General features: G+C 73.1%; 20 protein-coding genes and 1 pseudogene. 12 read left to right on the forward strand and 9 right to left on the reverse strand.

Features of this window, described 5'->3' with window-relative positions:
* Window positions 1–101 precede the first annotated feature (101 nt).
* Entirely contained in the window at window positions 102–800 is a 699-nt protein-coding gene (locus O1G21_RS26895; protein ID WP_270147242.1) for a bifunctional DNA primase/polymerase, read from the forward strand.
* Window positions 801–1,061: 261 nt separating this feature from the next.
* Here O1G21_RS26895 and map read toward each other — a convergent pair whose 3' ends face one another.
* Window positions 1,062–1,907 (reverse strand): type I methionyl aminopeptidase, encoded by an 846-nt coding sequence (map, locus tag O1G21_RS26900; RefSeq protein WP_270147244.1) that lies wholly within the window; start codon window positions 1,905–1,907, stop codon window positions 1,062–1,064.
* A 106-nt stretch (window positions 1,908–2,013) separates the two neighbouring features.
* On the opposite strand from map, the gene O1G21_RS26905 reads away from it, so the two are divergent.
* The gene (locus tag O1G21_RS26905) at window positions 2,014–2,244 is read left to right on the forward strand and encodes a hypothetical protein (RefSeq protein WP_270147246.1); all 231 of its coding nucleotides are present in this window, start codon (window positions 2,014–2,016) and stop codon (window positions 2,242–2,244) included.
* A gap of 187 nt (window positions 2,245–2,431) precedes the next feature.
* On the opposite strand, the gene O1G21_RS26910 is transcribed toward O1G21_RS26905, so the two are convergent.
* Window positions 2,432–3,037 carry a hypothetical protein gene (locus O1G21_RS26910; RefSeq protein ID WP_270147247.1) on the reverse strand — a complete coding sequence of 202 codons (606 nt, stop codon included), beginning with the start codon at window positions 3,035–3,037 and terminating at the stop codon, window positions 2,432–2,434.
* A 47-nt stretch (window positions 3,038–3,084) separates the two neighbouring features.
* On the opposite strand from O1G21_RS26910, the gene npdG reads away from it, so the two are divergent.
* Both npdG and O1G21_RS26920 read left to right on the forward strand, forming a co-directional pair.
* Entirely contained in the window at window positions 3,085–3,777 is a 693-nt protein-coding gene (gene npdG / locus O1G21_RS26915) for an NADPH-dependent F420 reductase (RefSeq protein ID WP_270147248.1), read from the forward strand.
* Window positions 3,778–3,890: 113 nt separating this feature from the next.
* Window positions 3,891–4,073, forward strand: coding sequence for a hypothetical protein (locus tag O1G21_RS26920; protein ID WP_270147250.1), 183 nt, complete (start codon window positions 3,891–3,893; stop codon window positions 4,071–4,073).
* Here the strand turns inward: O1G21_RS26920 and O1G21_RS26925 are convergent.
* Window positions 4,070–4,894 (reverse strand): site-2 protease family protein, encoded by an 825-nt coding sequence (locus tag O1G21_RS26925; protein ID WP_270147252.1) that lies wholly within the window; start codon window positions 4,892–4,894, stop codon window positions 4,070–4,072. The two genes, O1G21_RS26920 and O1G21_RS26925, sit on opposite strands and share 4 nt — an antisense overlap.
* A 193-nt stretch (window positions 4,895–5,087) precedes the next feature.
* Here O1G21_RS26925 and O1G21_RS26930 point away from each other — a divergent pair, with 193 nt between their 5' ends.
* The gene (locus tag O1G21_RS26930; RefSeq protein WP_270147253.1) at window positions 5,088–8,462 is read left to right on the forward strand and encodes an AfsR/SARP family transcriptional regulator; all 3,375 of its coding nucleotides are present in this window, start codon (window positions 5,088–5,090) and stop codon (window positions 8,460–8,462) included.
* Window positions 8,463–8,598: 136 nt separating this feature from the next.
* Here O1G21_RS26930 and O1G21_RS26935 read toward each other — a convergent pair whose 3' ends face one another.
* The 4 genes and pseudogenes from O1G21_RS26935 to panB all read right to left on the reverse strand — a co-directional run bounded on the left by O1G21_RS26935 (window position 8,599) and on the right by panB (window position 12,058).
* On the reverse strand, window positions 8,599–9,426 hold the full coding sequence (locus tag O1G21_RS26935) for an ABC transporter permease (RefSeq protein WP_270147255.1): 828 nt from the start codon (window positions 9,424–9,426) through the stop codon (window positions 8,599–8,601).
* Window positions 9,423–10,448, reverse strand: coding sequence for an ATP-binding cassette domain-containing protein (locus O1G21_RS26940; RefSeq protein ID WP_270147257.1), 1,026 nt, complete (start codon window positions 10,446–10,448; stop codon window positions 9,423–9,425). The genes O1G21_RS26935 and O1G21_RS26940 overlap by 4 nt, the downstream gene beginning before the upstream one ends.
* Window positions 10,449–10,852: 404 nt before the next feature.
* Window positions 10,853–11,098: pseudogene (locus O1G21_RS26945) on the reverse strand (hypothetical protein); the annotation flags it as partial.
* A 90-nt stretch (window positions 11,099–11,188) separates the two neighbouring features.
* On the reverse strand, window positions 11,189–12,058 hold the full coding sequence (panB, locus tag O1G21_RS26950; protein WP_270147258.1) for a 3-methyl-2-oxobutanoate hydroxymethyltransferase: 870 nt from the start codon (window positions 12,056–12,058) through the stop codon (window positions 11,189–11,191).
* Window positions 12,059–12,335: 277 nt separating this feature from the next.
* On the opposite strand from panB, the gene O1G21_RS26955 reads away from it, so the two are divergent.
* The 3 genes from O1G21_RS26955 to O1G21_RS26965 all read left to right on the forward strand — a co-directional run bounded on the left by O1G21_RS26955 (window position 12,336) and on the right by O1G21_RS26965 (window position 16,053).
* Window positions 12,336–13,997: a DHA2 family efflux MFS transporter permease subunit gene (locus O1G21_RS26955; RefSeq protein ID WP_270147260.1), complete on the forward strand. Its 1,662-nt coding sequence runs from the start codon at window positions 12,336–12,338 to the stop codon at window positions 13,995–13,997.
* Window positions 13,998–14,197: 200 nt separating this feature from the next.
* Window positions 14,198–14,812: a TetR/AcrR family transcriptional regulator gene (locus O1G21_RS26960; RefSeq protein ID WP_270147261.1), complete on the forward strand. Its 615-nt coding sequence runs from the start codon at window positions 14,198–14,200 to the stop codon at window positions 14,810–14,812.
* Window positions 14,813–15,009: 197 nt separating this feature from the next.
* Window positions 15,010–16,053, forward strand: coding sequence for an endonuclease/exonuclease/phosphatase family protein (locus tag O1G21_RS26965; RefSeq protein WP_270147262.1), 1,044 nt, complete (start codon window positions 15,010–15,012; stop codon window positions 16,051–16,053).
* Here O1G21_RS26965 and O1G21_RS26970 read toward each other — a convergent pair.
* The gene (locus tag O1G21_RS26970; protein WP_270147263.1) at window positions 16,050–17,804 is read right to left on the reverse strand and encodes an NAD+ synthase; all 1,755 of its coding nucleotides are present in this window, start codon (window positions 17,802–17,804) and stop codon (window positions 16,050–16,052) included. The genes O1G21_RS26965 and O1G21_RS26970 overlap by 4 nt on opposite strands.
* Window positions 17,805–17,978: 174 nt before the next feature.
* Here O1G21_RS26970 and glnA point away from each other — a divergent pair, with 174 nt between their 5' ends.
* Window positions 17,979–19,340 (forward strand): type I glutamate--ammonia ligase, encoded by a 1,362-nt coding sequence (gene glnA, locus O1G21_RS26975; RefSeq protein WP_270147265.1) that lies wholly within the window; start codon window positions 17,979–17,981, stop codon window positions 19,338–19,340.
* A 175-nt stretch (window positions 19,341–19,515) separates the two neighbouring features.
* A complete protein-coding gene (locus tag O1G21_RS26980) occupies window positions 19,516–20,232 on the forward strand; it encodes a class E sortase (protein WP_270147267.1) in 717 nt (238 codons plus the stop codon).
* A gap of 25 nt (window positions 20,233–20,257) precedes the next feature.
* On the opposite strand, the gene O1G21_RS26985 is transcribed toward O1G21_RS26980, so the two are convergent.
* A complete protein-coding gene (locus O1G21_RS26985; protein ID WP_270147270.1) occupies window positions 20,258–21,055 on the reverse strand; it encodes a LamG domain-containing protein in 798 nt (265 codons plus the stop codon).
* Window positions 21,056–21,168: 113 nt separating this feature from the next.
* Here O1G21_RS26985 and O1G21_RS26990 point away from each other — a divergent pair, with 113 nt between their 5' ends.
* Entirely contained in the window at window positions 21,169–21,741 is a 573-nt protein-coding gene (locus tag O1G21_RS26990) for a glycosyltransferase family 2 protein (RefSeq protein ID WP_270147271.1), read from the forward strand.
* Window positions 21,742–21,899: 158 nt separating this feature from the next.
* Entirely contained in the window at window positions 21,900–24,926 is a 3,027-nt protein-coding gene (locus tag O1G21_RS26995) for a bifunctional [glutamine synthetase] adenylyltransferase/[glutamine synthetase]-adenylyl-L-tyrosine phosphorylase (RefSeq protein ID WP_270147273.1), read from the forward strand.
* The last annotated feature ends 94 nt before the right edge of the window (window positions 24,927–25,020 follow it).

Here is a 25,020-nt window from a genome sequence, read left to right on the forward strand (position 1 = left end):
GCACTGCCCCGGGAAGCAGCGGGGGGCGCTGTGCGTTGCGTCGGAGTGGAACGTCGAACGCTGTGTCGCACCAGGCACGGCAGTTGCGCGGAAGGGGCCCGATGGAAGCCGGCAGCAGGTGGACGACCTGGTGGCAGAAGCGTGACCGACAGCGGGCCCGCCCCGACGGCACGGACCCGGCAGCCAGACTGGACCACCTGCTCGGCGCGGTGCGCGCCGGATTCCCCCTCGCGCCCGCCGCCCACCCGGCCGGCTACCGGTGCTCCTGCGACCGGGTGGCCTGTCCGGCCCCGGCCCAGCACCCGGTCTCCTTCGCCTGGCAGACCCAGGCCACCACCGACCCCGAGCAGCTCTCCCGCTGGCTCTCCCGCGACCCGCAGGCCAACTTCGTCACCGCCACCGGGCGGGTGCACGACGTTCTGGACGTCCCGGCTGAGGCCGGTCGGCTGGCACTCGAGCGGCTGACCGCGTTGGGCGTCGAGGGCCCGGTCGCCGCCGTGGGCGAGGACCGCTACCTGTTCTTCACCGCCACCCGCGGCACCCCGCAGGACGAGGACGAGTGGTGGGACAGCGCGCTCGACTCGACCCCGGACACCATGTCCGAGCACCCCGGCCTGCGCTGGCACTGCCGCGGCTCGTACACCCTGCTCCCGCCGGCCGCGCTGCCGGACGGCTCCCAGGTGCGGTGGCTGCGCGGGCCCGAACTGCCGCTGCCGGACCCGCTGCGGGTGCTGGACGTGCTCACCGACGCCTGTACCGAGGTGGGCGCCGTCGCCGAGGAGCAGTGGCTGATCGGCTGACGGCTGTTACTCACCCGCTCGCCTCCGGGGCGCTCTGACCCGGTGCCGACGGTCGGCGCTCCGGCGCTCGTTCCTCGCTTGTCGCTTCTCCCTTTCGACACCGGCGCGCCCCTTCGGCTCGGGGCGGGTTACTCACCCGCTCGCCTCCGGGCCGCTCTGACCCGGTGCCGACGGTCGTCGCTCCGGCGCTCGTTCCTCGCTTGTCGCTTCTCCCTTTCGGCACCGGCGCGCCCCTTCGGCTCGGGGCGCGCCCGCACGGGTTCACGGCAGGGTGAGGATCTCCGCGCCGTCCGCCGTGACCACCAGGGTGTGCTCGAACTGGGCGGTGCGCTTGCGGTCCTTGGTGACGACCGTCCAGCCGTCCGGCCAGATCTCGTAGTCGTACGTGCCCAGGGTGAGCATCGGCTCGATGGTGAAGGTCATGCCGGGCTTGATGACCTCGGTGGCCCGCTCGCTGTCGTAGTGCGGGATGATCAGGCCGGAGTGGAACGACGTGTTGATGCCGTGTCCGGTGAAGTCCCGCACCACGCCGTAGTCGAAGCGCTTGGCGTAGGACTCGATGACCCGTCCGATGACGTTGATCTGACGGCCCGGCTTGACCGCCTTGATCGCCCGGTTGAGGGACTCCCGGGTGCGCTCGACCAGCAACCGGGACTCCTCGTCCACGTCGCCGACCAGGTAGGTGGCGTTGAGGTCGCCGTGCACCCCGTGGATGTACGCGGTGGCATCGATGTTGACGATGTCGCCGTCCTGCAGCACCGTCGAGTCCGGGATGCCGTGGCAGATCACCTCGTTGATCGAGGTGCAGACGGACTTGGGGAAGCCGCGGTAGCCGAGGTCGGAGGGGTAGGCGCCGTGGTCGCACATGTACGCGTGGGCGACGGCGTCCAGCGCGTCGGTGGTGACGCCGGGGGCGATCAGCTTCGCCGCCTCCTCCATCGCCCGGGCGGCGATCCCGCCCGCGATCCGCATCTTCTCGATCGTCTCGGCGGTCTGCACCTCGGGCCCGGTGTACGGCGTCGGCGCGGGCTTGCCGACATACTCGGGGCGCGGGATGTGCGCCGGGACCTTGCGGGTGGGGGACTGGATGCCGGGTACGAGAGCCATGGCGGCGAGTCTATCCGCCGGGCCCCGTCGTCCCCGGGTGGTGTGCGCGGGGGCCCGGCCCGGGGAATGATCGGTACCCACCCCTACGTCTGGACGGGAGAGCGCGATGCCCCTCGGATTCCACCGCAAGCCGACCGGCAAGCCCGGCGAGTGGTTCTACTGCATCAAGCACGGCAAGGTCGAGGAGGGCCCCGAGTGCCCCGCCAAGGACCGCCTCGGCCCGTACGCCACTCCCGACGAGGCCGCCCACGCCCTGCAGATCGCGGACGAGCGCAACCGGGAGTGGCAGAACGACCCGCGCTGGAGCGACAAGCCGAAGGACGAGGGGACCGAGTAGCCCCGTGATCGTGCGCCGCGACGACGAGGCCGCCACCGGTGTGCCGACTGACGCATCGGCACGGCGACGTACAGGTCGGGCGTCAGCGAGCGCAGCAGCGCGCACGGCTGACCGGGTACGGGGTGGTTCGTCGTCGTTCACGAACCACCATCCTGGGACGGCTACTTCACTCCCCGCAACGGATTCCTCACCAGCGGCTGAGCGGGGGCGTCGAGGTCAGCCGCCCGGCGAGCTCGGCCAGCCGGCCCAGGGCGGAGCGGCGGCCGACGGGCTGCCCGGCGGCGGCGCTGACCAGGTGCTGGGCGAGGTCGAAGGGCTCCTCGGCGGCGGTGCCGACGGCGAGGCGCTCGTGCGCGAGGCCGGCGAGGTCCCCCGGGATCGCAGGGCCGGCGCCCTCCAGCGCGAGCACCGTCGCCCCTTGCCGGCGGGCGTCCTGCACGCGCTCCAGCAGCGGGGTGCCCGCCGCCCCGGGGGCCACCACCAGCACGGTGGCGCCGCGCCCGGCCTCGGCGAGCCGCCGCAGGCCGTGCGTCAGGTGGGCCGGGGCGGCGGCCGGTGGGCGGTGCCGCAGCAGGGTGGGGGTCAGCCGGGGGACGGCCGACCAGGCGGCCTCGTCCTCCAGGTGGGCGGCCAGGTGCCAGGGCTCGTACGCCTCGGTGCCGACCAGCAGCAACTCGCCCGCGCCGCGCCGTTCCACCGAGCGCCGCAGCGAGCCGGCGAAGCCGCCGACCGCCTCCAGCCAGCCGGTGCCCGTGAGCCGCTCCCGGAGTGCCGAAACTCTCACCGCGTCCATGCGGGCCAGGATGTCGCGCCCGGCCCGCGATTTGGGAAGATCAGTCCATGACTTCCCTCGATTCAGCGACAAACCCGGCCCACGAGCTGCCGGACGTCTCGCAGTTGGTGGTCGGCGTCCTGGGCGGCACCGGCGACCAGGGGCGCGGCCTGGCCCTGCGGCTGGCCAAGGCCGGCCAGCAGGTGATCATCGGCTCCCGTGACGGCGCCCGGGCCGAGGCCTCCGCCGCCGAGCTGGGCGTGGGCGTGCGCGGCGCCGACAACGCCACCGTCGCCCGGGAGAGCGACGTGGTGATCATCGCGGTCCCGTGGGAGGGCCACGCCGCCACCCTGACCGCGCTGCGCGAGGAACTGGCCGGAAAGATCGTCGTCGACTGCGTCAACCCGCTCGGCTTCGACAAGCAGGGCGCGTACGCGCTGAAGCCCGAGGAGGGCAGTGCCGCCCAGCAGGCCGCCGCCCTGCTGCCGGACGCCCGGGTCACCGCCGCCTTCCACCACCTCTCGGCGGTGCTGCTGCAGGACGAGTCGGTGGAGCGGATCGACACCGACGTCATGGTGCTCGGCGACGACCGGGCCGCCACCGACGTCGTCCGGGCACTGGCGAGCCTGATCCCCGGCATGCGCGGCATCTACTCCGGCCGGCTGCGCAACGCCCACCAGGTGGAAGCGCTGGTGGCCAACCTGATCTCGGTCAACCGCCGCTACAAGGCCCACGCGGGCCTGCGGATCACCGACGTGTGACCGAGGGGCGCCGTGTCGACCTCACCCCTGGACCCGTTCCGGAGGTGAGGTCGGCGACAATGGGGGGCGGCCGTCACCCGGCCGTCCGCACCCGGTCCTAGGAGCCCCGCGCCATGCCTCGCACGTCCCTCTTCGCCCTGCTCGTCGTCGTCCTCGCGCTGGCGGCCGCCGTGGTCTCGGTGATCGAGGGCTTCTGGCTCGGGCTGATCTGGCTGCCGCTGGCCGGGGTGGCCAGCAACGTGCTGTGGATGAACCGGCGCAGGGCGAAGCTGGCGGAGGCGGCCGAGCGGGCCTAGTTCTCCCAGAAGCGGAACAGCAGCTGGCCGTAGCCCGCGAAGTTGTCGTCCGTCATGCCGAACAGGTGCGTCACGGCGGACACCAGGTCGAAGAACACGTGCCGCACCTCGGGCTGCCACAGCAGGGCGAACACCGCGAGCATCCCGTACGGCGCGAACGGTTCGATCGAGCGCCGGGTCCTGTACGACAGCCAGGGTTCGACGATCCCGTAGCCGTCCAGGCCGGGCACCGGCAGCAGGTTCAGGATCGCGGCGCTGATCTGCAGCTGGCCGAGGAAGGCGAAGGCACAGGCCAGCGGGGCGTAGCGCCACGGCCACTCGAAGCCGTGCCACTCCATCGAGAGGCCCGGGTTGTCCAGCCACCCCGCGCCGACCGGGATCAGCAGCGCCGCCCCGATCACCAGGTTGACCAGCGGGCCGGCGGCCGAGATCAGGCTGTGCTTGAGCCGGCCCTGGATCCGGCTCCGCTCGATCCAGACCGAGCCGCCGGGCAGGCCGATGCCGCCGAGGATCACGAAGAGGATCGGCAGCACGAAGCTGAGCAGCACGTTCGCGTACTTCAGCGGGTTGAGCGTGAGGTAGCCCTTGGCGCCGACGGTGATGTCGCCGCCGTGCAGCGCGGTGCGCGCGTGGGCGTACTCGTGCAGGCAGAGCGAGACCATCCAGCCCGACACCACGAACAGGAACACCCCGAACGAGGCGTTGCCGTAGCCGGAGTACACCGCCCAGGCGGAGGTGCCCAGGGTGGCGAGGAGCACCCAGAACACCGGGCTGATCCGGCGGTCCTCGCTGCGGGAGCGCTGCGTTGCGGCGAAGGTCATCTGTGGGTGCTCCGGGTGCAGAGGAAGGGGGTGGATACGGGCTGGGGTCGATCATGCCGGGCGGGGCGGTGACCGGACAAGCCGCGCCGGGTGAACGTCCGAGGGGCGCCGCCCGGTTCCGTCGGGCGCGTGGCCCGGTGGGCGCCAGCACAATTGTGCGACCGCGCCGCTGCTCATCGACCAGAATGGACCGGTGCACTACGGCATCCTCGGCACCACCACGGCCCACCACGACGACGGCACACCGGTCCCGCTCGGCGGTGCCCGGCTGCGGGCCCTGCTCACCGCGCTCGCCCTGCGGCAGGGCCGGCCCGTCCCGGCCGACCTGCTGGTGGACGAGGTGTGGGACGCCGAGCCGCCGCAGGACTCCTCCGCCGCGCTGCAGACCCTGGTCGGCCGGCTGCGCCGAACCATCGGCCGGGAGCGGGTCGGCTCCGGCCCGGCCGGGTACTGGCTGACCGGTCCGGCCACCGACCTCGCCGACTTCCAGCGGCTGAGCACCGAGGGCCGCCGCGCCCTGGAGGCCGGTGACCACGCGCTGGCCGCCGAGCGGCTGCGCGCCGCGCTGGCGCTGTGGCGCGGCCCCGCGCTGGCGGACCTGCCCGACCGGGCCGGGCCGGCCGCCCGGCTGGAGGCGCAGCGGGACGAGGCCCGCCGTCACCGGATCACCGCCGACCTCGGGCTCGGCCGGGCGGCCGAACTGGTAGCCGAACTCGCCGAGTTGTGCGAACGGCAGCCACTGGACGAGCCGCTGCAGCTGCTGATGCTGCGGGCCCTGCACGAGAGCGGCCGCACCGCCGAGGCGCTGCGCCACTACGAGCGCACCAGGCGCGCCCTGGCGGACGAGCTCGGCGCCGACCCGGGCCGCCGACTCCAGGCTCTCCACGCCGAGTTGCTGAACTCGACCGAGCCGACGGCAGATCCGATACCGATACCGATACCGGCGCCGGCGCCGGCGCCGGCGCCGCCCACGCCCGCCCCCCAACTCCCGCGCACCGTGGGGAACCTGCGCGGCCGACTGACCAGCTTCGTCGGCCGGGAGGGCGATCTCGCCACCCTGCGCCGGCTGGTGGCGGACCGCCGGCTGGTCACCCTGACCGGCCCCGGCGGCTCCGGCAAGACCCGGCTGTCGGTCGAGGCCGGCCGCGCCGAGCAGTCCACCGGGCACTGGCCGGACGGCGTCTGGGTGGCCGAACTCGCCCCACTGGAGAGCCCGGAGGCCGTCCCCGCCGCCGTGGTCTCCGCGCTCGGCCTGCGCGAGATCGTGCTGCACAGCAGCAGCGTGGTCGCGGAAGTGATCGAGAAGCGTGCCGAGGACCCGGCGCGCCGACTGGTCGAGCACTGCGGCCACCGCCGGATGCTGCTCGTCCTGGACAACTGCGAGCACCTGATCCAGGCCGCCGCCGACCTCGTCGACACCCTGCTCGCCGAGTGCCCCGGACTGACCGTGCTCGCCACCAGCCGCGAGCCGCTCGGCGTGCCCGGCGAGACGGTACTGCCGGTCGAGCCGCTGCCCGACCCGGTGGCGCTTCGGCTGCTCACCGAGCGCGCCGCCGCCGCCCGTCCCGGCTTCGACCCGCAGGGCGACCCGCAGGCCTGCGCCGAGATCTGCCGCCGCCTGGACGGCCTGCCGCTGGCCATCGAACTGGCCGCCGCCCGGCTGCGGGTGATGACGGCCCGCCAGATCGCCGACCGCCTGGACGGCCGGTTCGCCCTGCTCACCGCCGGCAGCCGCACCCTGCTGCCGCGCCAGCAGACCCTGCGCGCGGTGGTCGACTGGAGCTGGGACCTGCTCGGCAAACGGGAACGGGCGGTGCTGCGCCGGCTCTCGGTGTTCGCGGGCGGCTGGCAGCTGGAGGACGCCGAGGCGGTCTGCGCCGACGGCACCGAGGTGGTCGCCCCGGAGGTCGCCGACCTGCTGCTCTCCCTGGTCGACAAGTCCCTGCTGGTGGCCGACCTCACCGACGACGGCGGCCAGCCGCGCTACCGGATGCTGGAGACCATCCACGAGTACGCCACCGAGCGCCTCGCCGAGTCCGCCGCCGAGCGCGACGCCACCGGGGCCCGCCACCTGGCGCACTTCCGCGCGATGGTCGCCACCGCCGAACTGAACATCCACGGTCCGCGGCAGCTGCACTGGCTGGCCGTGCTGGACCGCGAGCAGGACAACATCCGGGCCGCGCTGCGCCGGGCGATCGACCTCGCGGACGAGGAGCAGGCGCTGGTCCTCGCCGTCGGCATGGGCTGGTACTGGTCGCTGCGCGGCTACAGCATGGAGGCCCGCGGCTGGTACGGCGCCGTCGCCGCACTCGGCCCGGACCCGTTCGGCCCGGACACCCCGCCGCCGGTGCCGCTGGAGCGCCACGTGCTCGCGTACGGCGTGCCGATGCCCGAGGGAGTGCTCGAGGAGGCCCGCCGGCTGGTCGCGATGTTCCGGCTGCTCGGGCTGTTCGAGGGGAACCTGGACGTGCTCGGCAACCCGGAGGCGGTCGGGATCGCGGAGCACCTGCTGGGCACCTACACCGAGGACCTGCCGCAGGCCTACCGGTTCCCGGCGCTGATGCGGGTGTTCGGCGCCTTCCTCGCCGGCCGCCTGGAACTGATGAAGGGCCTGCTGGACGACGCCGTCCGCGGCTGCGAGCGGTACGGCGACGTGAACGACCTGGCGTTCGCCCTGCAGGTCCGGGCCCGGATGCTGAACGACTGGCCGGAGGGCGAGGAACAGAGCCTCCGGGACGGCCAGCGCTCCCTGGAGCTGTTCGAGCAGGCCGGGGACCTCTGGGGGGTGTCCCAGGCGCTGGCGGCCCGCGGCGAGTCGCTGGCCAACCGGGGCGACGTCGACGGCGCGGCCGCCGCGTACGAGCGGGCGATCGAACTGGCCGAGGCGCTGGGCGCGCCGCACGAGGTGCCGATGCTGCAGGTGAACCTCGGCAGCGTCCTGCTGGAGCGGGACATGGCCCGCGGTGAGCGGATCGTCCGGGAGACGCTGGCCACCATCGACGGCACCGGCCTCAACCAGTCCACCACCGGCGCCCTGCTGATCGGGCACCTGACGCTCTGTGGCATCCACGCCCAGCGCGGCGAGTTCCGGCAGGCGCTGGCCGAGCTGGACGCGCTCGACGCGATCACGTCGGGCGGGTTCGTGCCGGGCATCGTGAGCGGTCTGGTCGCCAGCTCCCGGGGCTGGGTCACGGCCCGGGCCGGGGATCCCGACCGGGGTCTCGAGCTGCTGCGCGAGGGCCGGCGGCTGCTGCTGGAGATGACGGCGGCGAGCGGCTTCGCCGAGCAGATGACGGTCATGGTGGTGCCGGCCGCGGTCGGGGTGCTGTGCGCCTTCGCGGTGCGCGACGGCGACGTCGAGCAGGCCCGGCAGGCGGCCGTGCTGCTCGGCGCGCACGGGGGGCTGAACGGTCCGAAGGGCGGCTTCCTGGAACGCACGGAGCGCGACCGTTCGGCGGCCTGCCTGCGGGAACTGCTGGGGGACGCCGGGTACGAGGCGGCCCACGCCGTCGGCACGGGGATGACCCAGGCACAGACCCAGGCCGTGCTGTCCGAGTTGATCGACTAGTAGGGCCTGCCCGGCACGATCCGCCGGGCAGGCCCTAGGCCGGTCGGCCGGTGCCCGTCCCCTTGGTCACCGGCCGACCGGCCGTCCCCGGCCGGCGTCCTGTCCCGGGCCGCCGGCCGCCCCCACCCCGGCTCGCTCAGGTCCGCTTGCGGAAGCGGGCCACCGCGAGCGGGGCGAAGATCGCGGTCGAGACGGCGGACCAGATCAGCACCACCATCACCGGGTGGGCCACCGCCCCCTCGCCGTTGAGCAGCGCGCGGGAGGCGTCGGCCAGCTGGGACAGCGGGTTGACCTTGGTGAAGGACTGCAGCCAGCCCGGCATGGTGCTGGTCGGCGCGAAGATCGAGCTGCCGAACTGCATCGGCATCAGGACCAGCATGGAGACGCCCTGGACGGCCTGGGCGTTGCGCAGCGACATGCCCAGCAGCATCGAGATCCAGACGATCGACATGCCGAACACCAGCGACAGGCCGACCGCGGCCAGCACCTCCAGCACGCCGGTCTTCAGCTCGAAGCCGAGGAGGAACGCGAAGGACAGCAGGATCGCGGAGGAGAGCAGCGCCCGCAGCGACTCCGCCACGAGCTTGGACAGCAGCACCGAGGCCCGTCCGATCGGCAGGGTGCGGAAGCGGTCCATCACCCCGCTCTGGAAGTCGCTGTTCAGGCCGGTGCCGACGGCCAGCGCCAGCGTCATGCCGGTCTGCCCGAGCAGGCCGGGGGCCAGGCGCTGGATGTAGCCGTCCTGACCGCCCGAGATCGCGCCGCCGAAGACGTAGACGAACAGCAGGGTGAAGACGATCGGCATCAGCACGGCGTCGAACATCGACTCCGGGTCGGCCTTGATCCGCATCAGGTTGCGGCGGGTCAGCGCGCCGATGTGGCGCAGGGTGCCGGCCAGGCCGATCCGGCTGTCCTCGAGCGGGGCGTTGTCGACCCGGGCGGGGGCGAGCGTGGCGGTGGTCATGCGACGGGCTCCTTGACGGGGGCGGCGGCGGGCGCGGTGGCCGCGTCGGCGGTGGGCTTGCCGGTGATGGCGAGGAAGACCTCGTCCAGGCTGGGCACCTTGGTGTCGATGGCGGCGATGGCGAAGCCGCGGCCGCCGAGCACCCCGATCACGGCGGTGAGCTGCTCCTCGCCGGTGATCGGCACCGCGAGCAGGCCGTCGTCGGGGGAGACGGTGGCGGAGGTGATCCCGCTCTCGTGCAGGCAGCGGGCCATCTCCGGGAGTTCGGCCGGGTGGGCCGGGCGGACCTGGAGGATCTGGCCGCCGACCTTGGCCTTGAGCTCGGCGACGCCGCCGTTGGCGATCACCTTGCCCCGGTCGATGACGGTCAGCTCGTCGGCGAGCTGCTCCGCCTCCTCCATGTACTGGGTGGTCAGCAGCACGGTGGTGCCCTCGGCGACCATCCGCTGCACCTCGTCCCAGACCTCGTTGCGGGTGCGCGGGTCCAGGCCGGTGGTGGGCTCGTCCAGGTAGAGCACCCGGGGGCGGCCGATCATGCTGGCGGCGAGGTCGAGGCGGCGGCGCATGCCACCGGAGTAGGTCTTGGCGGGCCGCTTGGCGGCCTCGGTGAGCGAGAACCGCTCCAGCAGCTCGGCGGCCCGGGCCTTGGCCTCGCGGCTGGAGAGGTCGAGCAGCCGCCCGATCAGGTAGAGGTTCTCGTACCCGGAGAGCAGCTCGTCCACGGACGCGTACTGCCCGGTCAGGCCGATGGTGCGGCGCAACTGCTTGGGCTGGCGCACGACGTCGTACCCGCCGACGACCGCGGTGCCGGCGTCCGGCTTGATCAACGTGGAGAGGACGCGCACCAGCGTGGTCTTGCCGGCCCCGTTCGGCCCGAGCAGCGCGAGGACGGTGCCCTCCCGGACGGTGAGGTCGACCCCGTCGAGCGCCTTGGTGGCGCCGAAGTGCTTGACGATGCCGCGCACCTCGACGGCGTGCCCGACTGTTCCCCGCGTCTTCGGGGCGATGGCGATTCCTGTCATGCCCCCAGACTGTCCGCCCCGCCTGTCACCCTCCTGTCACGCCGCCGGCACCACTGTCACGCCGCTGTCACCCGACTGTCGTCGCCACCGAAAGAAAAGCCAATTCTGAACAAATAGAGAAAGATCACGCCCGGCCCCTTGGCAAGTCGAGGGTTGGCCCAAGATTGCTGAGGGTTGGCCTCAACCCAGCCATCGAAAGATATTAAATAACCCAGGACATCGGAACTCGATCGCCCGCCTCGCCTCGGCGGCGAGGCGGGCGATCGAGAGGGAACCAAAGGAAAAGAAGAATGGCGCTGGCCTCCTCAAGCGAGGAGGCCAGCGCCAAAAATGCAGCCAGCCAGTCGATAGCGGCGCCCCCTTGGCGGGCCGAGGGGGCGCCGCAACTAAAGCAGAGCGGAAATTCAGACCGTTTGCTCGATGTGTTCAAAGATGTCGAAGTCCGTCTCCTTCTGCCAGTCCGGCAGGTCATCCCAGTCGGCAACGTAGCTCGGCTTCGGGTCCGGAATGTGCTTGTGGATCTGGGCGATCCAGCACAGGGCGACGAAGCGTCCCTTCTGCTCCCGAGTGAGCTTGGTGGTCGTGCCGCCGCTCACGGTGACGAAGTCTCGAACCTGGCCGAACACGGCGGCAGCCGACTGGCGTTCCCAGTCCGTGAACGAACCGGATCGGGGCGGGGCCTGCGCGGGAAGCGCAGGCCCCGCCCCGATCCGGTCAGTGGCGACGGGTGGGCGGGCCCGTCAGTGGAAGCTGTGCTCCTCCGCCGGGAAGGTGCCGGTGCGGACGTCCTCGGCGAACTCGCGGGCGGCGTCGCCGAGGACGGCCCGCAGGTTGGCGTACTTCTTGACGAACTTGGGCACCCGGCCCGCCGTCATGCCGGCCATGTCGGTCCAGACCAGTACCTGGGCGTCGGTCTCGGGGCCGCCGCCGATGCCGACGGTGGGGATCGCCAGCTGTTCGGTGACCTGGGCGGCCAGCTCGGCCGGGACGGCCTCGAGGACCACCGAGAAGGCGCCGGCCTGCTGGACGGCCTTGGCGTCGCGCAGCAGCTGGTGGGCCGCCTCGTCGCCGCGGCCCTGGACCGGGTAGCCGCCGAAGGCGTGCACCGACTGCGGGGTGAGGCCGATGTGCGCCATCACCGGGATGCCGGCCTCGACCAGCAGCTCGATCGAGCGGGCGCTGCGCTCGCCGCCCTCGAGCTTGACCGCGCCGACCCCGGCCTCCTTCATCAGTCGGGCCGCGTTGTGCATGGCCTGCGCGGGCGACTCCTGGTAGGAGCCGAACGGCAGGTCGGCGACGATCATGGCGCGCTGGGTGCCGCGGACGACGGCGGCGGAGAGCATCACCATCTGATCCATGGTCACCGGCACGGTGGTCTCGTAGCCGAGGTGGCAGTTGCCGGCCGAGTCGCCGACCAGCAGGACGGGGATCCCGGCCTCGTCGAACACGCCCGCGGTGAGGGCGTCGTAGGCGGTGAGCATGGCCCACTTCTCGCCGCGCTGCTTGGCGGCGGCGAGGTCGCGGACGGTGACGCGGCGGTTGGTGACCCCGCCGTAGAGGGTGGCGGTCGCCGCCTGGTTCTGGGCAGGCGAAGGCGAAGAAGCGTTCATCGAACGGGCTCCTGAAGGGTTGTCGTCTCGTGGCGCCGTACGGCGTCCCCGGATCCCCTCCATGCTTGCACGCCCCGGCGTGAGCGCAAAGAGGGGTGCCGTCGTCGGAGTGCGATCCACGCCACACCGGCCCTCGGCGGCCTCGGCCTTTGCCGGGTTTTTGCGAAACGGGTGCGTCTCGTATCGTATTGCGCGCTACTCTGGTCCAGGGGGTTACGAGACGTCTGCGACTCGCAAATGCCCGCCAGTGCCACGCCAACACGGACGGGAAACACCAATGACCACCGCCGCCGCACCACCCCGCGTGCCCGAAGCCATCCATCGCCGACGCTGGGCGATCCTCTGCACCCTGGTGCTCGCCCTGCTCGTCGTCGTGCTCGACAACTCGATCCTCAACGTCGCGATGAAGACCATCGCGACCCCCGCCCCGGTCGGACTGGGCGCCACCCAGAGCGACCTGGAATGGGCGATCAACTCCTACACCCTGGTGTTCGCCGGGCTGCTCTTCACCTCGGGCCTGCTCGGCGACCGGTTCGGCCGCAAGCGCGCGCTGCTGGTCGGCATGGTGGTCTTCGGCGTCGCCTCGCTGCTCTCCTCGATGGCCGGCTCGCCCGGTGAACTCGTCGGCTACCGGGGCCTGATGGGCGTCGGCGCCGCGCTCGCGATGCCCGCCACGCTGGCGATCATCATGAACGTCTTCGAGCGCGAGGAGCAGCCCAAGGCGATCGGTGTCTGGGCCGGCGCGGTCGGCCTGGCCATCGCGATCGGCCCGATCACCGGCGGTCTGCTGATCGAGCACTTCTGGTGGGGCTCGGTCTTCCTGGTCAACGTCCCGATCGTGATCATCGCGCTGATCGCGATGGTGATCCTGGTGCCCGAGTCCAAGGACCCCAACCCGGGCGCGCTCGACCCGGTCGGCGTGCTGCTGTCGATCGTCGGCCTGGTGGCGCTGATCTACGGCATCATCAAGGGCGGCGAGCTGGCCGACTTCACCGCGTTCGCGGCCTGGGGGCCGACCCTGCTCGGCGTGGTCGCGCTGGCCGCCTTCGTCCTGTACGAGCGCCGCATCCCGTTCCCCGCGCTGGACGTCACCTGGTTCCGCAACAAGGTGTTCAGCGCCTCCGTGGTCGTGGTCGGCGTGATCTTCTTCGCGCTGATGGGCGTCTCCTTCTTCGGGGTCTTCTACATCCAGAGCGTGCGCGGCTACAGCGCGCTGCAGGCCGGTCTGCTGATGCTGCCGCTGGCCGTCGCCCAGCTGCTGTTCGCCCCGCGGGCCCGGCTGGTGGTCGAGCGCCTCGGCGTCGCCGCCACCGCCGCCGGCGGCATGGTGCTGGTCGCGCTCGGCTTCGTCGGCTACACCATGCTGACCGCGACCACGCCGATCTGGGTGCTGATCGTGCTCGGCCTGGTGATGGGTTCCGGCATGGCGCACGTCATGCCGCCGGTCACCGTCGCGATCATGGGCTCGCTGCCCCGCGAGAAGGCCGGCGCCGGCTCGGCCGTCAACAACACCTTCCGCCAGGTCGGCGGCTCGCTCGGGGTCGCCGTCCTCGGCGCGGTGCTCTCCACGGTCTACCGCGACGGGATGTCCGACACCCTCACCCACCTGCCCGAGGGGCTGCGCGACAAGGCGGGGGAGTCGCTGGAGGCCACCCTGGCCATCGCCGACCGGGTCCCGAACGGCCAGGGCAAGGCGCTGATCGCCCCGGCGCACGACGCCTTCATCCACGCCATGCACGTGGTGGCCTCGCTCTCGGTCGGCATCTCGCTGGTCGGGGCGCTGGTCGCCTGGTTCCTGCTGCCGCGCCGCGCGGCGGCCCCGGCCGGTCCGGGCGGGCGCGGCGGGCAGGGCGGCAAGGGCGAGCAGGTCCCCGAGCAGCAGGGCCAGGGCCAGGCCCGGACCCAGGACGCCATGGCGGCTGACCCAGGGGTCGGCTGAGCGACAATGGCCCTGCCGGCCGGTGGTTTGGCCGGCAGGGCCGCGGCCGGCCGGGCGGGGCGGGACCCCGTCCGCGGACCGGATCGACGGACCCGCCACGGCGCCCGCGCGCCGAGGACGGCACAGCGACACCACAGCGGACGCCGCAGCGACGCCACAACAGCGACGGCAAGGGAGAGACAGCGGGAATGAGGACGGACATGCCGAGCGCCGACCCCGGGCAGCCCTGCGCGGCGGTGCGCCGCGGCCGGCCCCGCAGCGAGGCCGCCGAGCAGGCCATCTTCGCCGCCGTCGAGGAGCTGATGGCAGGCGGCACCGCCCTCTCCGAGGTCACCATCGAGGGCATCGCCACCGCCGCCGGCGTCGGCAAGGCCACCATCTACCGGCGCTGGCCCAACAAGGAGGCCCTGCTGGTCGACGTGGTCAGCCGGCTGGAGGTCCCGATGCCGGAGCCGTCCGGCGCCGCCCGGGACGACCTGATCGCGATGATCGACCACGTCCGCCGGCGCGGCCTCGCCAAGCGCACCCGCTGGGTGCTCAAGGCCGCCCTCGGCCAGATGCAGACCCTGCCCGAGCTGGCCGCCGCCTACCGGGAACGGGTGATCAAGCCGCGCCGGGAGGCCGGGCTCTGCCTGATCCGCCAGGCCGTCGCCGAGGGCGTGATCCGCGACGACGTCGACCTCGACCTGCTCGGCGACCTCCTGATGGGCCCGATCCTCTACCGCAGCATCCTGTGGGACGACTCCGACCTGGAGGACCCGCAGCTCGCCCGCAAGATGGTGGACGCCCTGCTCGACGGCCTCGCACCCCGGTAGACCACCGCTCCTCCGTGCCCGACGTGGCCTGGCTCACCAAACCGGGCCGCGCCGGAACCCGCTCCCGGGACCGCGCGTCTGTCCCGGCATAGGCTGAGCCGGGTATCCGATCAAACCGGCACCAGTCCGGCGCCGCGCCCGTACCCCCACGGACCGGACACCGGACCGGCGACGGCACGAGCGACGGGAGCCACGGCATGGCGCAGGCGGACAGCACCGAGCGGCCCACGGCCCGTGGGGATGCGGGCGCGCCCACCGACCGGACCGGCGGTTTCCTCGGACTGCGCCACTGGGGCCGGGACGCCCGCGGCAGCAGCACCTGGCGGCGCGGGCTGGTGATCGCCCTGCTGGCCCTGCTCGCCGCCGTGCTGCTGGCCCTGCACGCCGAGGTGCCGAACAGCGTCGGCAACCTCGGCAGCCTGCTGGAGACCTTCCTGCCCTGGGTGGGCCTGGCCGTCCCGGTGCTGCTGGTGCCCGCGCTGCTGCGCCGCTCCGCCACCGCGCTGCTCGCCCTGCTGCTGCCCGCGGTGCTGTGGGTCAACCTGTTCGGCGGGCTGGTGTCCGACAAGAGCGGCGGCAAGGGCGACTGGACGGTGGTCAGCCACAACGTGGAGGCCGGGAACACCGACGTGCCGGGCACCATCCGCGGCCTGGTGGCCTCGGACGCCCAGATCGTCGCCCTGCAGGAGCTGGCCGGCAACCAGCTGCGGTCCTACGAGACCGGACTCGCCGGGGCGTACCCGCACCACACGGTGGAGGGGACGGTCGGGCTGTGGTCGAAGTACCCGATCGACGACGTCTCCCCGGTGGACCTGAAGATCGGCTGGACCAGGGCCTTCCGGGCCCGGGTCAGCACCCCGCAGGGCCCGGTCGCGGTGTACGTCGCGCACCTGCCGTCCGTGCGGCTCAAGGCCGAGAGCGGCTTCACCGCCCACCAGCGGGACGTCAGCGCGCAGGCGCTCGGCGACGCGATCCAGGCCGAGCCGGTGAAGAAGGTCCTGCTGCTCGGCGACCTCAACGGCACCATGAACGACCGCAGCCTGGCGCCGGTCACCTCGCAGATGCGCTCGGCCCAGGGCGCCGCCGGCGACGGCTTCGGCTTCAGCTGGCCCTCGGCGTTCCCGATGGCGCGGATCGACCAGATCATGAGCAAGGGCGGGCTGCAGCCGGTGGACTCCCGCACCCTGCCCCGGGACGGTAGCGACCACCTCGCGGTGGCCGCCACCTATCGCTTCGGCTAGCCCCGGCGCCAGCGGTTGGTGATCGGCAGGCGGCGGTCCCGGCCGAAGTTCTTGACCGAGATCTTCGGGCCCGGCGGGTACTGACGCCGCTTGTACTCGGCGGTGTCGACCAGTCGGACCACCCGGTCCACCACGGCCGGGTCGAAGCCGGCCGCGACGATCGCGTCCCGGCCCTGGTCGCCCTCGATGTAGTGGTCCAGCACGGTGTCCAGCAGGTCGTAGTCCGGCAGCGAGTCGGTGTCCACCTGGTCCGGCCGCAGTTCGGCGGACGGCGGCTTGGTGATGGTGTTCTCCGGGATCGGCGGCACCTCGCCGCGCCGCTCGGCCTCCTCGTTGCGCCAGCGGGCGAGACGGAAGACCAGCGACTTGTAGACGTCCTTGATCGGGCCGTACGCGCCCACCGAGTCGCCGTACAGGGTCGAGTAGCCGACCGCCAGTTCGCTCTTGTTGCCTGGCGCGAGCACGATGTGCCCCTCCTGGTTGGAGATCGCCATCAGCAGGGTGCCGCGCAGTCGGGACTGCAGGTTCTCCTCGGCCAGGCCGGTCAGTTCGGTGGCGCTCAGGTAGGCGTCGAACATCGGGGCGATGGGGACGGTCCGGAAGTGCAGCCCGGTGCGGCGGGCCAGTTCGGCGGCGTCGTCCCGGGAGTGCTGGGAGGAGTAGCGGCTGGGCATCGAGACGCAGTGCACGTTGTCGGCGCCGACGGCGTCCACCGCGATCGCGGCCACCAGGGCCGAGTCGATGCCACCGGAGAGGCCGATCAGCACGGACGCGAAGCCGTTCTTGACGACGTACGCCCGGGTGCCGGAGACCAGCGCGGCCCAGATCTCGGCCTCGTCGGACAGCCGCGGCGCGATGTCGGCGGTGAGCGGTTCGGCGGGGGCCGGCGACGGCTCGTCACCCAGCTCGGTGCGGACCAGGTGCAGCCCGTCGCCCAGCAGCAGGCCGTCGGTGTGGTCGCTGCTCGCGGCCGGCAGGTCGAGGTCCAGCACCAGCAGGTGCTCCTCGAACTGCGGTGAGCGGGCGAGGACCCGGCCGTCCGCGTCGACCACGATCGAGTCGCCGTCGAAGACCAGCTCGTCCTGGCCGCCGACCATGTTGACGTACGCCAGGGTGCAGCCCGCCTCGGCGGCGCGGCGCCGCACCAGCTCCAGCCGCTGGTCGTCCTTGTTCCGCTCGTACGGCGAGCCGTTGATGACCAGCAGCAGCCCGGCCCCGGCCTCCCGGGCAGCGGTGACCCGGCCGCCGTCCTGCCAGATGTCCTCGCAGATCGCCAGCGCGACGTCCACCCCGTGCAGCCGCAGCACCGGCAGCTGGTCGCCGGGGACGAACCAGCGGAACTCGTCGAAGACGCCGTAGTTGGGCAGGTGGTGCTTGGCGAAGCGGGTGAGCACCTGGCCCCGGTGCAGCACCGCGGCGCAGTTCTGCGGCGACCCGGCGGGCCGGTTGAACCGCGGCGAGGGGTGGTCGGAGCGCCCGAGGTAGCCGACCACCACGGGCACCTCGCCCAGGCCGTCGTCGGCCAGCCGGCCCGCCAGCTCGACCAGGGCGCCGCGGGAGGCCTCGACGAAGGAGTGGCGCAGCGCGAGGTCCTCGACCGGGTACCCGGTCAGGACCATCTCGGGGAACGCGACCAGCTGGGCACCGGCCTCCACGGCCTGCTTGGTCCAGCGCACCACCTCATCGCCGTTGCGGGCGAGGTCACCGACCCAGGGGTCGATCTGGCACAGGGCGACACGGAGATTGGGCATGCTCCGAAGTGTAATCGTCTAACTGACGCAATGTCCCGCGAGGGCGAGGCCCAGGGGGGTCGGCCCTGCCGTGCGGCGCGATGATCGGCCATGATGGGGGCAATCGCTCCGCGGGGTCTCTCGGGGCCTCCCGGGCGTAACACGAGCGTAAAGAGCAGAGGTGAGACTGTCCCCATGGGCAAGCAGCAGCAGTTCGTGCTTCGGACGCTCGAAGAGCGTGACATCCGGTTCGTCCGGCTGTGGTTCACCGATGTGCTCGGGTTCCTGAAGTCGGTCGCGGTGGCACCGGCGGAGTTGGAGCAGGCCTTCGAGGAGGGCATCGGGTTCGACGGCTCGGCGATCGAGGGATTCGCCCGGGTGTACGAGTCCGACATGATCGCCAAGCCGGATCCGACCACCTTCCAGATCCTGCCGTGGCGCTCGGAGACCCCGGGCACCGCGCGGATGTTCTGCGACATCCTGATGCCGGACGGCTCGCCCTCGTACGCAGACCCCCGGTTCGTGCTCAAGCGCACCCTGGAGAAGGCCTCCGACCAGGGCTTCACCTTCTACACCCACCCCGAGATCGAGTTCTTCCTGTTGAAGAACCTGCCCGGCGACGGCACCGCGCCGATCCCCGCCGACCAGTCCGGCTACTTCGACCACACCCCGCGCGGGGTGGGCCACGACTTCCGCCGCCAGGCGATCACCATGCTGGAGTCGATGGGCATCTCGGTCGAGTTCTCGCACCACGAGGGCGCCCCCGGCCAGCAGGAGATCGACCTGCGCTACGCCGACGCGCTGTCCACCGCCGACAACATCATGACCTTCCGGCTGGTCATGAAGGAGGTCGCGCTGGAGCAGGGCGTGCACGCGAGCTTCATGCCCAAGCCGTTCTCCGAGCACCCCGGCAGCGGCATGCACACCCACGTCTCGCTGTTCGAGGGCGACCGCAACGCCTTCCACGAGTCCGGCGCCGAGTACCAGCTGTCCAAGGTCGGCAGGTCCTTCATCGCCGGCCTGCTGCGGCACGCCGCCGAGACGGCCGCCGTGACCAACCAGTGGGTGAACTCCTACAAGCGCATCTGGGGCGGCTCCCAGCGCACCGCCGGCGCCGGCGGCGAGGCCCCCTCGTACATCTGCTGGGGCCACAACAACCGCTCGGCGCTGATCCGGGTGCCGATGTACAAGCCGGGCAAGCAGGGCTCCACCCGGATCGAGGTCCGCTCCCTGGACACCGGCTGCAACCCCTACCTCGCCTACGCCGTCACCCTGGCGGCCGGTCTCAAGGGCATCGAGGAGGGCTACGAGCTGCCGCCCGGCGCCGACGACGACGTGTGGGCGCTGTCCGACTCCGAGCGCCGCGCCCTCGGCATCCAGCCGATGCCGCAGAACCTCGGCGAGGCCATCGACCTGATGCAGCGCAGCGAGCTGGTCGCCGAGACCCTGGGCGAGCACGTCTTCGACTTCTTCCTGCGCAACAAGCGCCAGGAGTGGGAGGAGTACCGCTCCGAGGTGACGCCGTTCGAGCTGCGCAAGAACCTCCAGGTGCTGTAGGCACCGGTTCGGGAAGGGGTCCGCCCGGCGACGGCCGTCGGGCGGGCCCTTTCGTGTTCTCCCGGCGTTACTGCGTTCGGGGGACGGGCGTCGCCCCGGAGTGTGTCCGCTTGCGGCCGGGTGGGGCGGGGCGCTGGAGTGGCGGCCGGGCCGGTGGCGGCGAGGGGAATCCGGGATGGCGCGGCGGCGGGTCGTGGTGGTGCGGGCGGTGGCCCGGGGCGTCGGGGACGTGTTGTTGACGTTCGGTCTGCTGGTGGTGCTGTTCGCGGTGTACGTGCTCTGGTGGAGCAACGTGGTGTCGGACCGGGCGGCGGACCGGGCCGCCGGTCGGCTGCGCGACAGCTGGTCGACCGCCGCCCCGGCCGCGCCGCCGGCTGCGGAGTCCCCCGCGCCGGTTCCCGGGCTGGGCCGGGGCGACCTCGGCTTCCTGCACGTGCCCGCCATGGGCCGGGACTTCCAGGTGCTGATCAGGCCCGGTACGGACGAGGACACCCTGGCGGAGGGCGTGGCCGGCGTGTACACCGTGCCGTACCGCTCGGTCCCGCCGTGGGAGGGCGAGGGCAACTTCGCCCTCGCGGCGCACCGGGACGGCCACGGCGCGAAGTTCCACGACCTGGACCGGGTCGGCCCGGGTGACGCCGTGGTGGTCGAGACCAGGGAGCGGTGGTACGTGTACCGGGTCGACGGCGTGCTGCCGGAGACCTCCCCGGACGACGTGGGGGCGATCGCGCCCGTCCCCGTTGGCTCGCCGTACCGGTCGCCGGGGCGCTACATCACGCTGACGACCTGCACGCCGGCGTACACCTCGCTGTACCGGCTGGTGGTCTGGGGGAGCCTGGTCCGGGAGGAGGCGATGGCGCCGGGGCGGGTGCCGCCGGTGGAGCTGCGCTGAGCGGGCCCCCGCCCGGACCGCGGGTTCAGGGACCGGGGCGTTCCACGCTCAGCAGGTCGACCTCCATGCTGACCGGGTCGGTGCCGGAGGGCGGGAGGTGGAAGGTTCCGTCACCGATCGAGAGGCTGAGGACCAGGTAGGCGGAGAAGCCCGGCCCGACGCCCGTCCCGTCGGACCACACCGGGGTCAGCCGGTCCCGGGACGGTCCGACGTACCAGGTGTCGTCGTCGGCACCCAGCCTGACGGCCACGTACACCCACTGCCCGGGGCCGATGTCCGGGCCGGAGTAGAGCGTGCTGCTGGAGCGCACGTGGTTGACGAACTCGATCCGGTCCGGGTGGTCCGCGTACCACTCGAACAGGTCGAGCTCGTTGCCGCCGTCCCGCCAGGTCCACAGGCAGGGCCAGGCGCCGGTGCCCGCGGCGGGCATCCGGACGTGCACCACCACCAGGTCGCCGGTGCGGAGCTGGAAGCCGCTGCCCCCGGAGTCGCAGGAGTCGCCGGTGGTCAGCAGACCGGTCTCCCACTTGCCGTCCGCACGGTGCTGGGCAGTGACGGTCAGGTGCCCGTCGGCCGTGCTCAGCGCGTCGCGGGTCAGCCTGTCGAGTTTCCAACTGTCGGGATTCTCGGTGCACTTGGCGTACGCGGCGCTCTGCCATCCCCACGGTCGGCCCGGTCCCAGGTCCAGTGAGGTGAACCGGTCCAGCAGGACGGTGGTGTCGTTCGACCGCGCAGCCGCGGTCACGGCCGCGGTGGGGACGGCGGCCGACGTCAGGACGGTCGTCACCGCCATCGCCAGGGCCGGCAGCAATCGGATAGCCATGCCGTTCAGGCTATGTACGGACCCGCTCACACCGGTGTCGCCTCGCTGGCGCTCCTGGCCGCCGGCGGTGCCGCCGCCGCGATCGGCGCGGCCGTGAAGTGGTTCGTCCGCCGGTGACCGAATCGCTGACCGTGCTGATCCCGGCACACAACGAGGCGGACTTCATCGCGGACGCGGTGAAGTCCGCCTTCGGCCAGACGGCCCGGCCGCGCACCGTGCTGGTCCTCGCGGACTCCTGCACCGACGACACGGCGGCTATCGCCCGGCGGTGCGGCGCCGGGGTGCTGGAGGTGGACCACAGGAGCAAACCGGAGTCGCTCAACCTCGCACTCGCGGAGGTGACCACCGAGTTCGTCGCCCTGCTCGACGGGGACGGCTACTTCGCCTCCGACCGGGCACTGGAGCTGTGCCTGGAGCGGATCCGCGCCAAGGACTACGGCGGCGTCTGCATGCCGGTCACGCCGCACAGCGTGAAGGGCCTGTTCCAGCGCTCGCGGGTGATCGAGTGGGCGGTGGCCCACCGGATGTCCCGGACGGTCGAGTCGTGGCACGGCTGGGTCGGCGTGCTCTCCGGCAGCGCGCTCGACCGGGAGTACCTGTTCCTGACGGGCGCCGCCGCAACCGGCTCGGTGCTGCTGTCGGCCCTGCTCTGGCACCTGGTGGACCGGATGCCGGAGCAGGCCTGAGGGTCCTCGCCCGCTCGCCGCCCGGTCCCCGGCTCGGGGCGGGGAAACCCGGAACGACCGCCCGCGCCACGGGCCCCGTGGCGCGGGCGGACCGGCTCCTGGGAAGGTAGGTCCAGGACCGCGTGACCGCGCGGGCCATTGGGCGTGCCGGGAGAGCGATGGCGGTGGACGAACAGCGGGCCGGGAGCAGGGTCAGCCGGCCGGAGATCAGGCTGGTCCGGCGCGGGTTCACCGATCCCGCGAAGGCGGTGCGACTGCTGGACGGCCCCGGCCTGGAAGGCCTGGCCGACGACCCGGTGCTGCTGGACGCGCTCGGCGCCACCGCCGACCCCGACCTCGCGCTGCTGGGCCTGGCCCGGCTGCTGGAGGCCGCCGACGAGGCGGACCGGCACACCCTGCGCGACACCCTCACCACCTCCAAGCCGCTGCGCGACCGGCTGCTCGGCGTGCTCGGCGTCTCCACCGCGCTCGGCGACCACCTCGCCCGGCACCCGCACGACTGGCACGTGCTGGTCACCTTCGAGCTGCGCGACATGCACCCCGGCCCGGAGGACTTCCGCCGCGCCCTCGCCGAAGGCGTCAAGGACGGCGACCTCAGCCCGGCGAACGCCCTGCGGGTCGCCTACCGCCGCTGCCTGCTGGCCATCGCCGCCCGCGACCTCACCGGCACCACCGACCTCGCCCAGACCGCCGCCGAGCTCGCCGACCTGGCCGGCGCCACCCTGCAGACCGCCCTGGACCTCGCCGCCGAGCAGGACCCGGAGGCCGCCGCGGCCTGCCGGCTCGCGGTGATCGGCATGGGCAAGTGCGGCGGCCGCGAACTCAACTACGTCTCGGACGTGGACGTCATCTTCGTCGCCGAGCCGCGCGAGGGCGTGGACGAGCACGAGGCGGTCAAGGCCGCCACCCGGCTGGCCGCCGCGCTCACCCGGCTCTGCTCGGACACCACCGGCGAGGGCACCATCTGGCCGGTGGACGCCAACCTGCGCCCCGAGGGCCGCAACGGCCCGCTGGTGCGCACCCTGGCCAGCCACCTCGCCTACTACCAGCGCTGGGCCAAGACCTGGGAGTTCCAGGCGCTGCTCAAGGCCCGCCCGGTCGCCGGCGACGCCGAGCTCGGCACCGCCTACGTCGAGGCGCTCGCCCCGATGGTCTGGCAGGCCGCAGCCCGGGAGAACTTCGTCACCGACGTGCAGCAGATGCGCCGCCGGGTGATCGACTCCATCCCCGCCCCCGAAGTGGACCGCCAGCTCAAGCTGGGCCCGGGCGGGCTGCGCGACGTCGAGTTCTCCGTCCAACTGCTCCAGCTGGTGCACGGCCGCACCGACCCGGCGCTGCGCAGCGGCAACACCCTGGAGGCGCTGGCCGCGCTCTCCCGCGGCGGGTACGTCGGCCGGGCGGACGCCGCCTCGCTGGACGCCGCGTACCGCTTCCTGCGCTCGCTGGAGCACCGCATCCAGCTGCACCGGCTGCGCCGCACCCACCTGATGCCCACCGCCGAGGAGGACCAGCGCCGGCTCGCCCGCTCGCTCGCCGCGCTGATCAACGACGACACCCGCGCCGACCCGGTGGCCGCGCTGCAGCGCGAGTGGAAGCGGCACGCGGTGGAGGTCCGGCGGCTGCACGAGAAGCTGTTCTACCGCCCGCTGCTCGACGCCGTCGCCGAACTGCCGCCCGGCGCCGCCGGGTTGACCCCGGACGCGGCCCGGGCCCGGCTGGAGGCACTCGGCTACGCGGACCCGGCCGCGGCGCTGCGGCACATCAGCGCGCTCGCCTCCGGGGTGAGCCGCAAGGCCGCGATCCAGCGCACCCTGCTGCCGGTGCTGCTCGGCTGGTTCGCCGAGTCCGCGGACCCGGACGCCGGGCTGCTCAACTTCCGGCAGGTCTCCGACGCGCTCGGCCGCACCCCCTGGTACCTGCGGCTGCTGCGGGACGAGAGCGCCGCCGCCGAGCAGCTGGCCCGGGTGCTGTCGGCCGGCCGGCTCGCCCCCGACCTGCTGCTGCGCGCCCCCGAGGCGGTGGCCATGCTGGGCGACCCGCAGGGCTTGGCGCCGCGCGGCCGGGCGGCGCTGCAGTCGGAGATCCTGGCGGCCGTCGGCCGGGCCGGGTCCACCGCCGCCGCCGTGGCCGCCGCCCGCTCGGTGCGCCGCCGGGAGCTGTTCCGCACCGCCGCCGCGGACGTGCTCGGCCGGCTCGGGGAGGACCCGGCCGAGGCGCTGGACGCCGCGGGGGAGGCGCTGACCGCGCTCAACGCCGCCACCCTGGAGGGCGCGCTGCGCGCCTGCGTGGCCGGCTGGGAGGCCGAGCACGGGGACCTGCCGACCCGGATCGCGGTGATCGCGATGGGCCGCTTCGGCGGGCACGAGCTGGGCTACGGCTCGGACGCCGACGTGCTCTTCGTCCACGAGCCGCTGCTCGGCTCGCTGGAGCAGGACGCGGCCCGGGCCGCCCAGGCGGTCTGCAACGAACTGCGCACCCTGCTGGCCGCGCCGTCCGTCGAACCGCCGTTGATGGTCGACGCCGACCTGCGGCCGGAGGGGCGCAGCGGCCCGCTGGTGCGCACCCTGACCTCGTACGCGGCGTACTACCGGCGCTGGTCGCACGCCTGGGAGAGTCAGGCGCTGCTGCGGGCCGAGCCGGTGGCCGGGGACGAGGAACTGGGCACCCGGTTCCGGCAGCTGATCGACCCGCTGCGCTACCCGGGCGCCGGCGTGCCGGAGCGGGACCTGGTGGAGATCCGCCGGATCAAGGCGCGGATCGAGGCCGAACGGCTGCCACGCGGCGCCGACCCGACCACCCACACCAAGATCGGCCGCGGCGGGCTGGCGGACGTGGAGTGGACGGTGCAACTGCTCCAGCTCCAGCACGGGCACGTGGTGCCGGCCCTGCGCACCACCCGGACCAGGGCCGCGCTGGCGGCCGCCGCCGAGGCCGGGCTGGTGGAGCCGGTCGACGCGGAGGTGCTGGAAGCGGCGTGGGTGCTGGCCTCCCGGGTGCGGTCGGCGGTGATGCTGGTGCGCGGACGGCCGGGGGACAGCTTCCCGGGGGAGGCCCGGGAGCTGAGCGGGGTGGCCCGCTACCTCGGGTACGGCGCCGGGCACAGCGGGGAGCTGGTCGACCACTACCGGCGCACCACCCGGCGGGCCCGGGCCGTGGTGGACCGGCTGTTCTACGGGGCCGGCTGATCCCGGGTCGGCTGATCCCGCGGCCGGCTGATGGGGCCGGCTGATCCCGCGGACATGCGAAAGGGGCCCCGGTGGGGGCCCCTTCGTGGGTTCC

Origin of the sequence: Kitasatospora cathayae, from assembly GCF_027627435.1 — a bacterium.
GTDB classification, from domain to species: Bacteria; Actinomycetota; Actinomycetes; order Streptomycetales; family Streptomycetaceae; genus Kitasatospora; species Kitasatospora cathayae.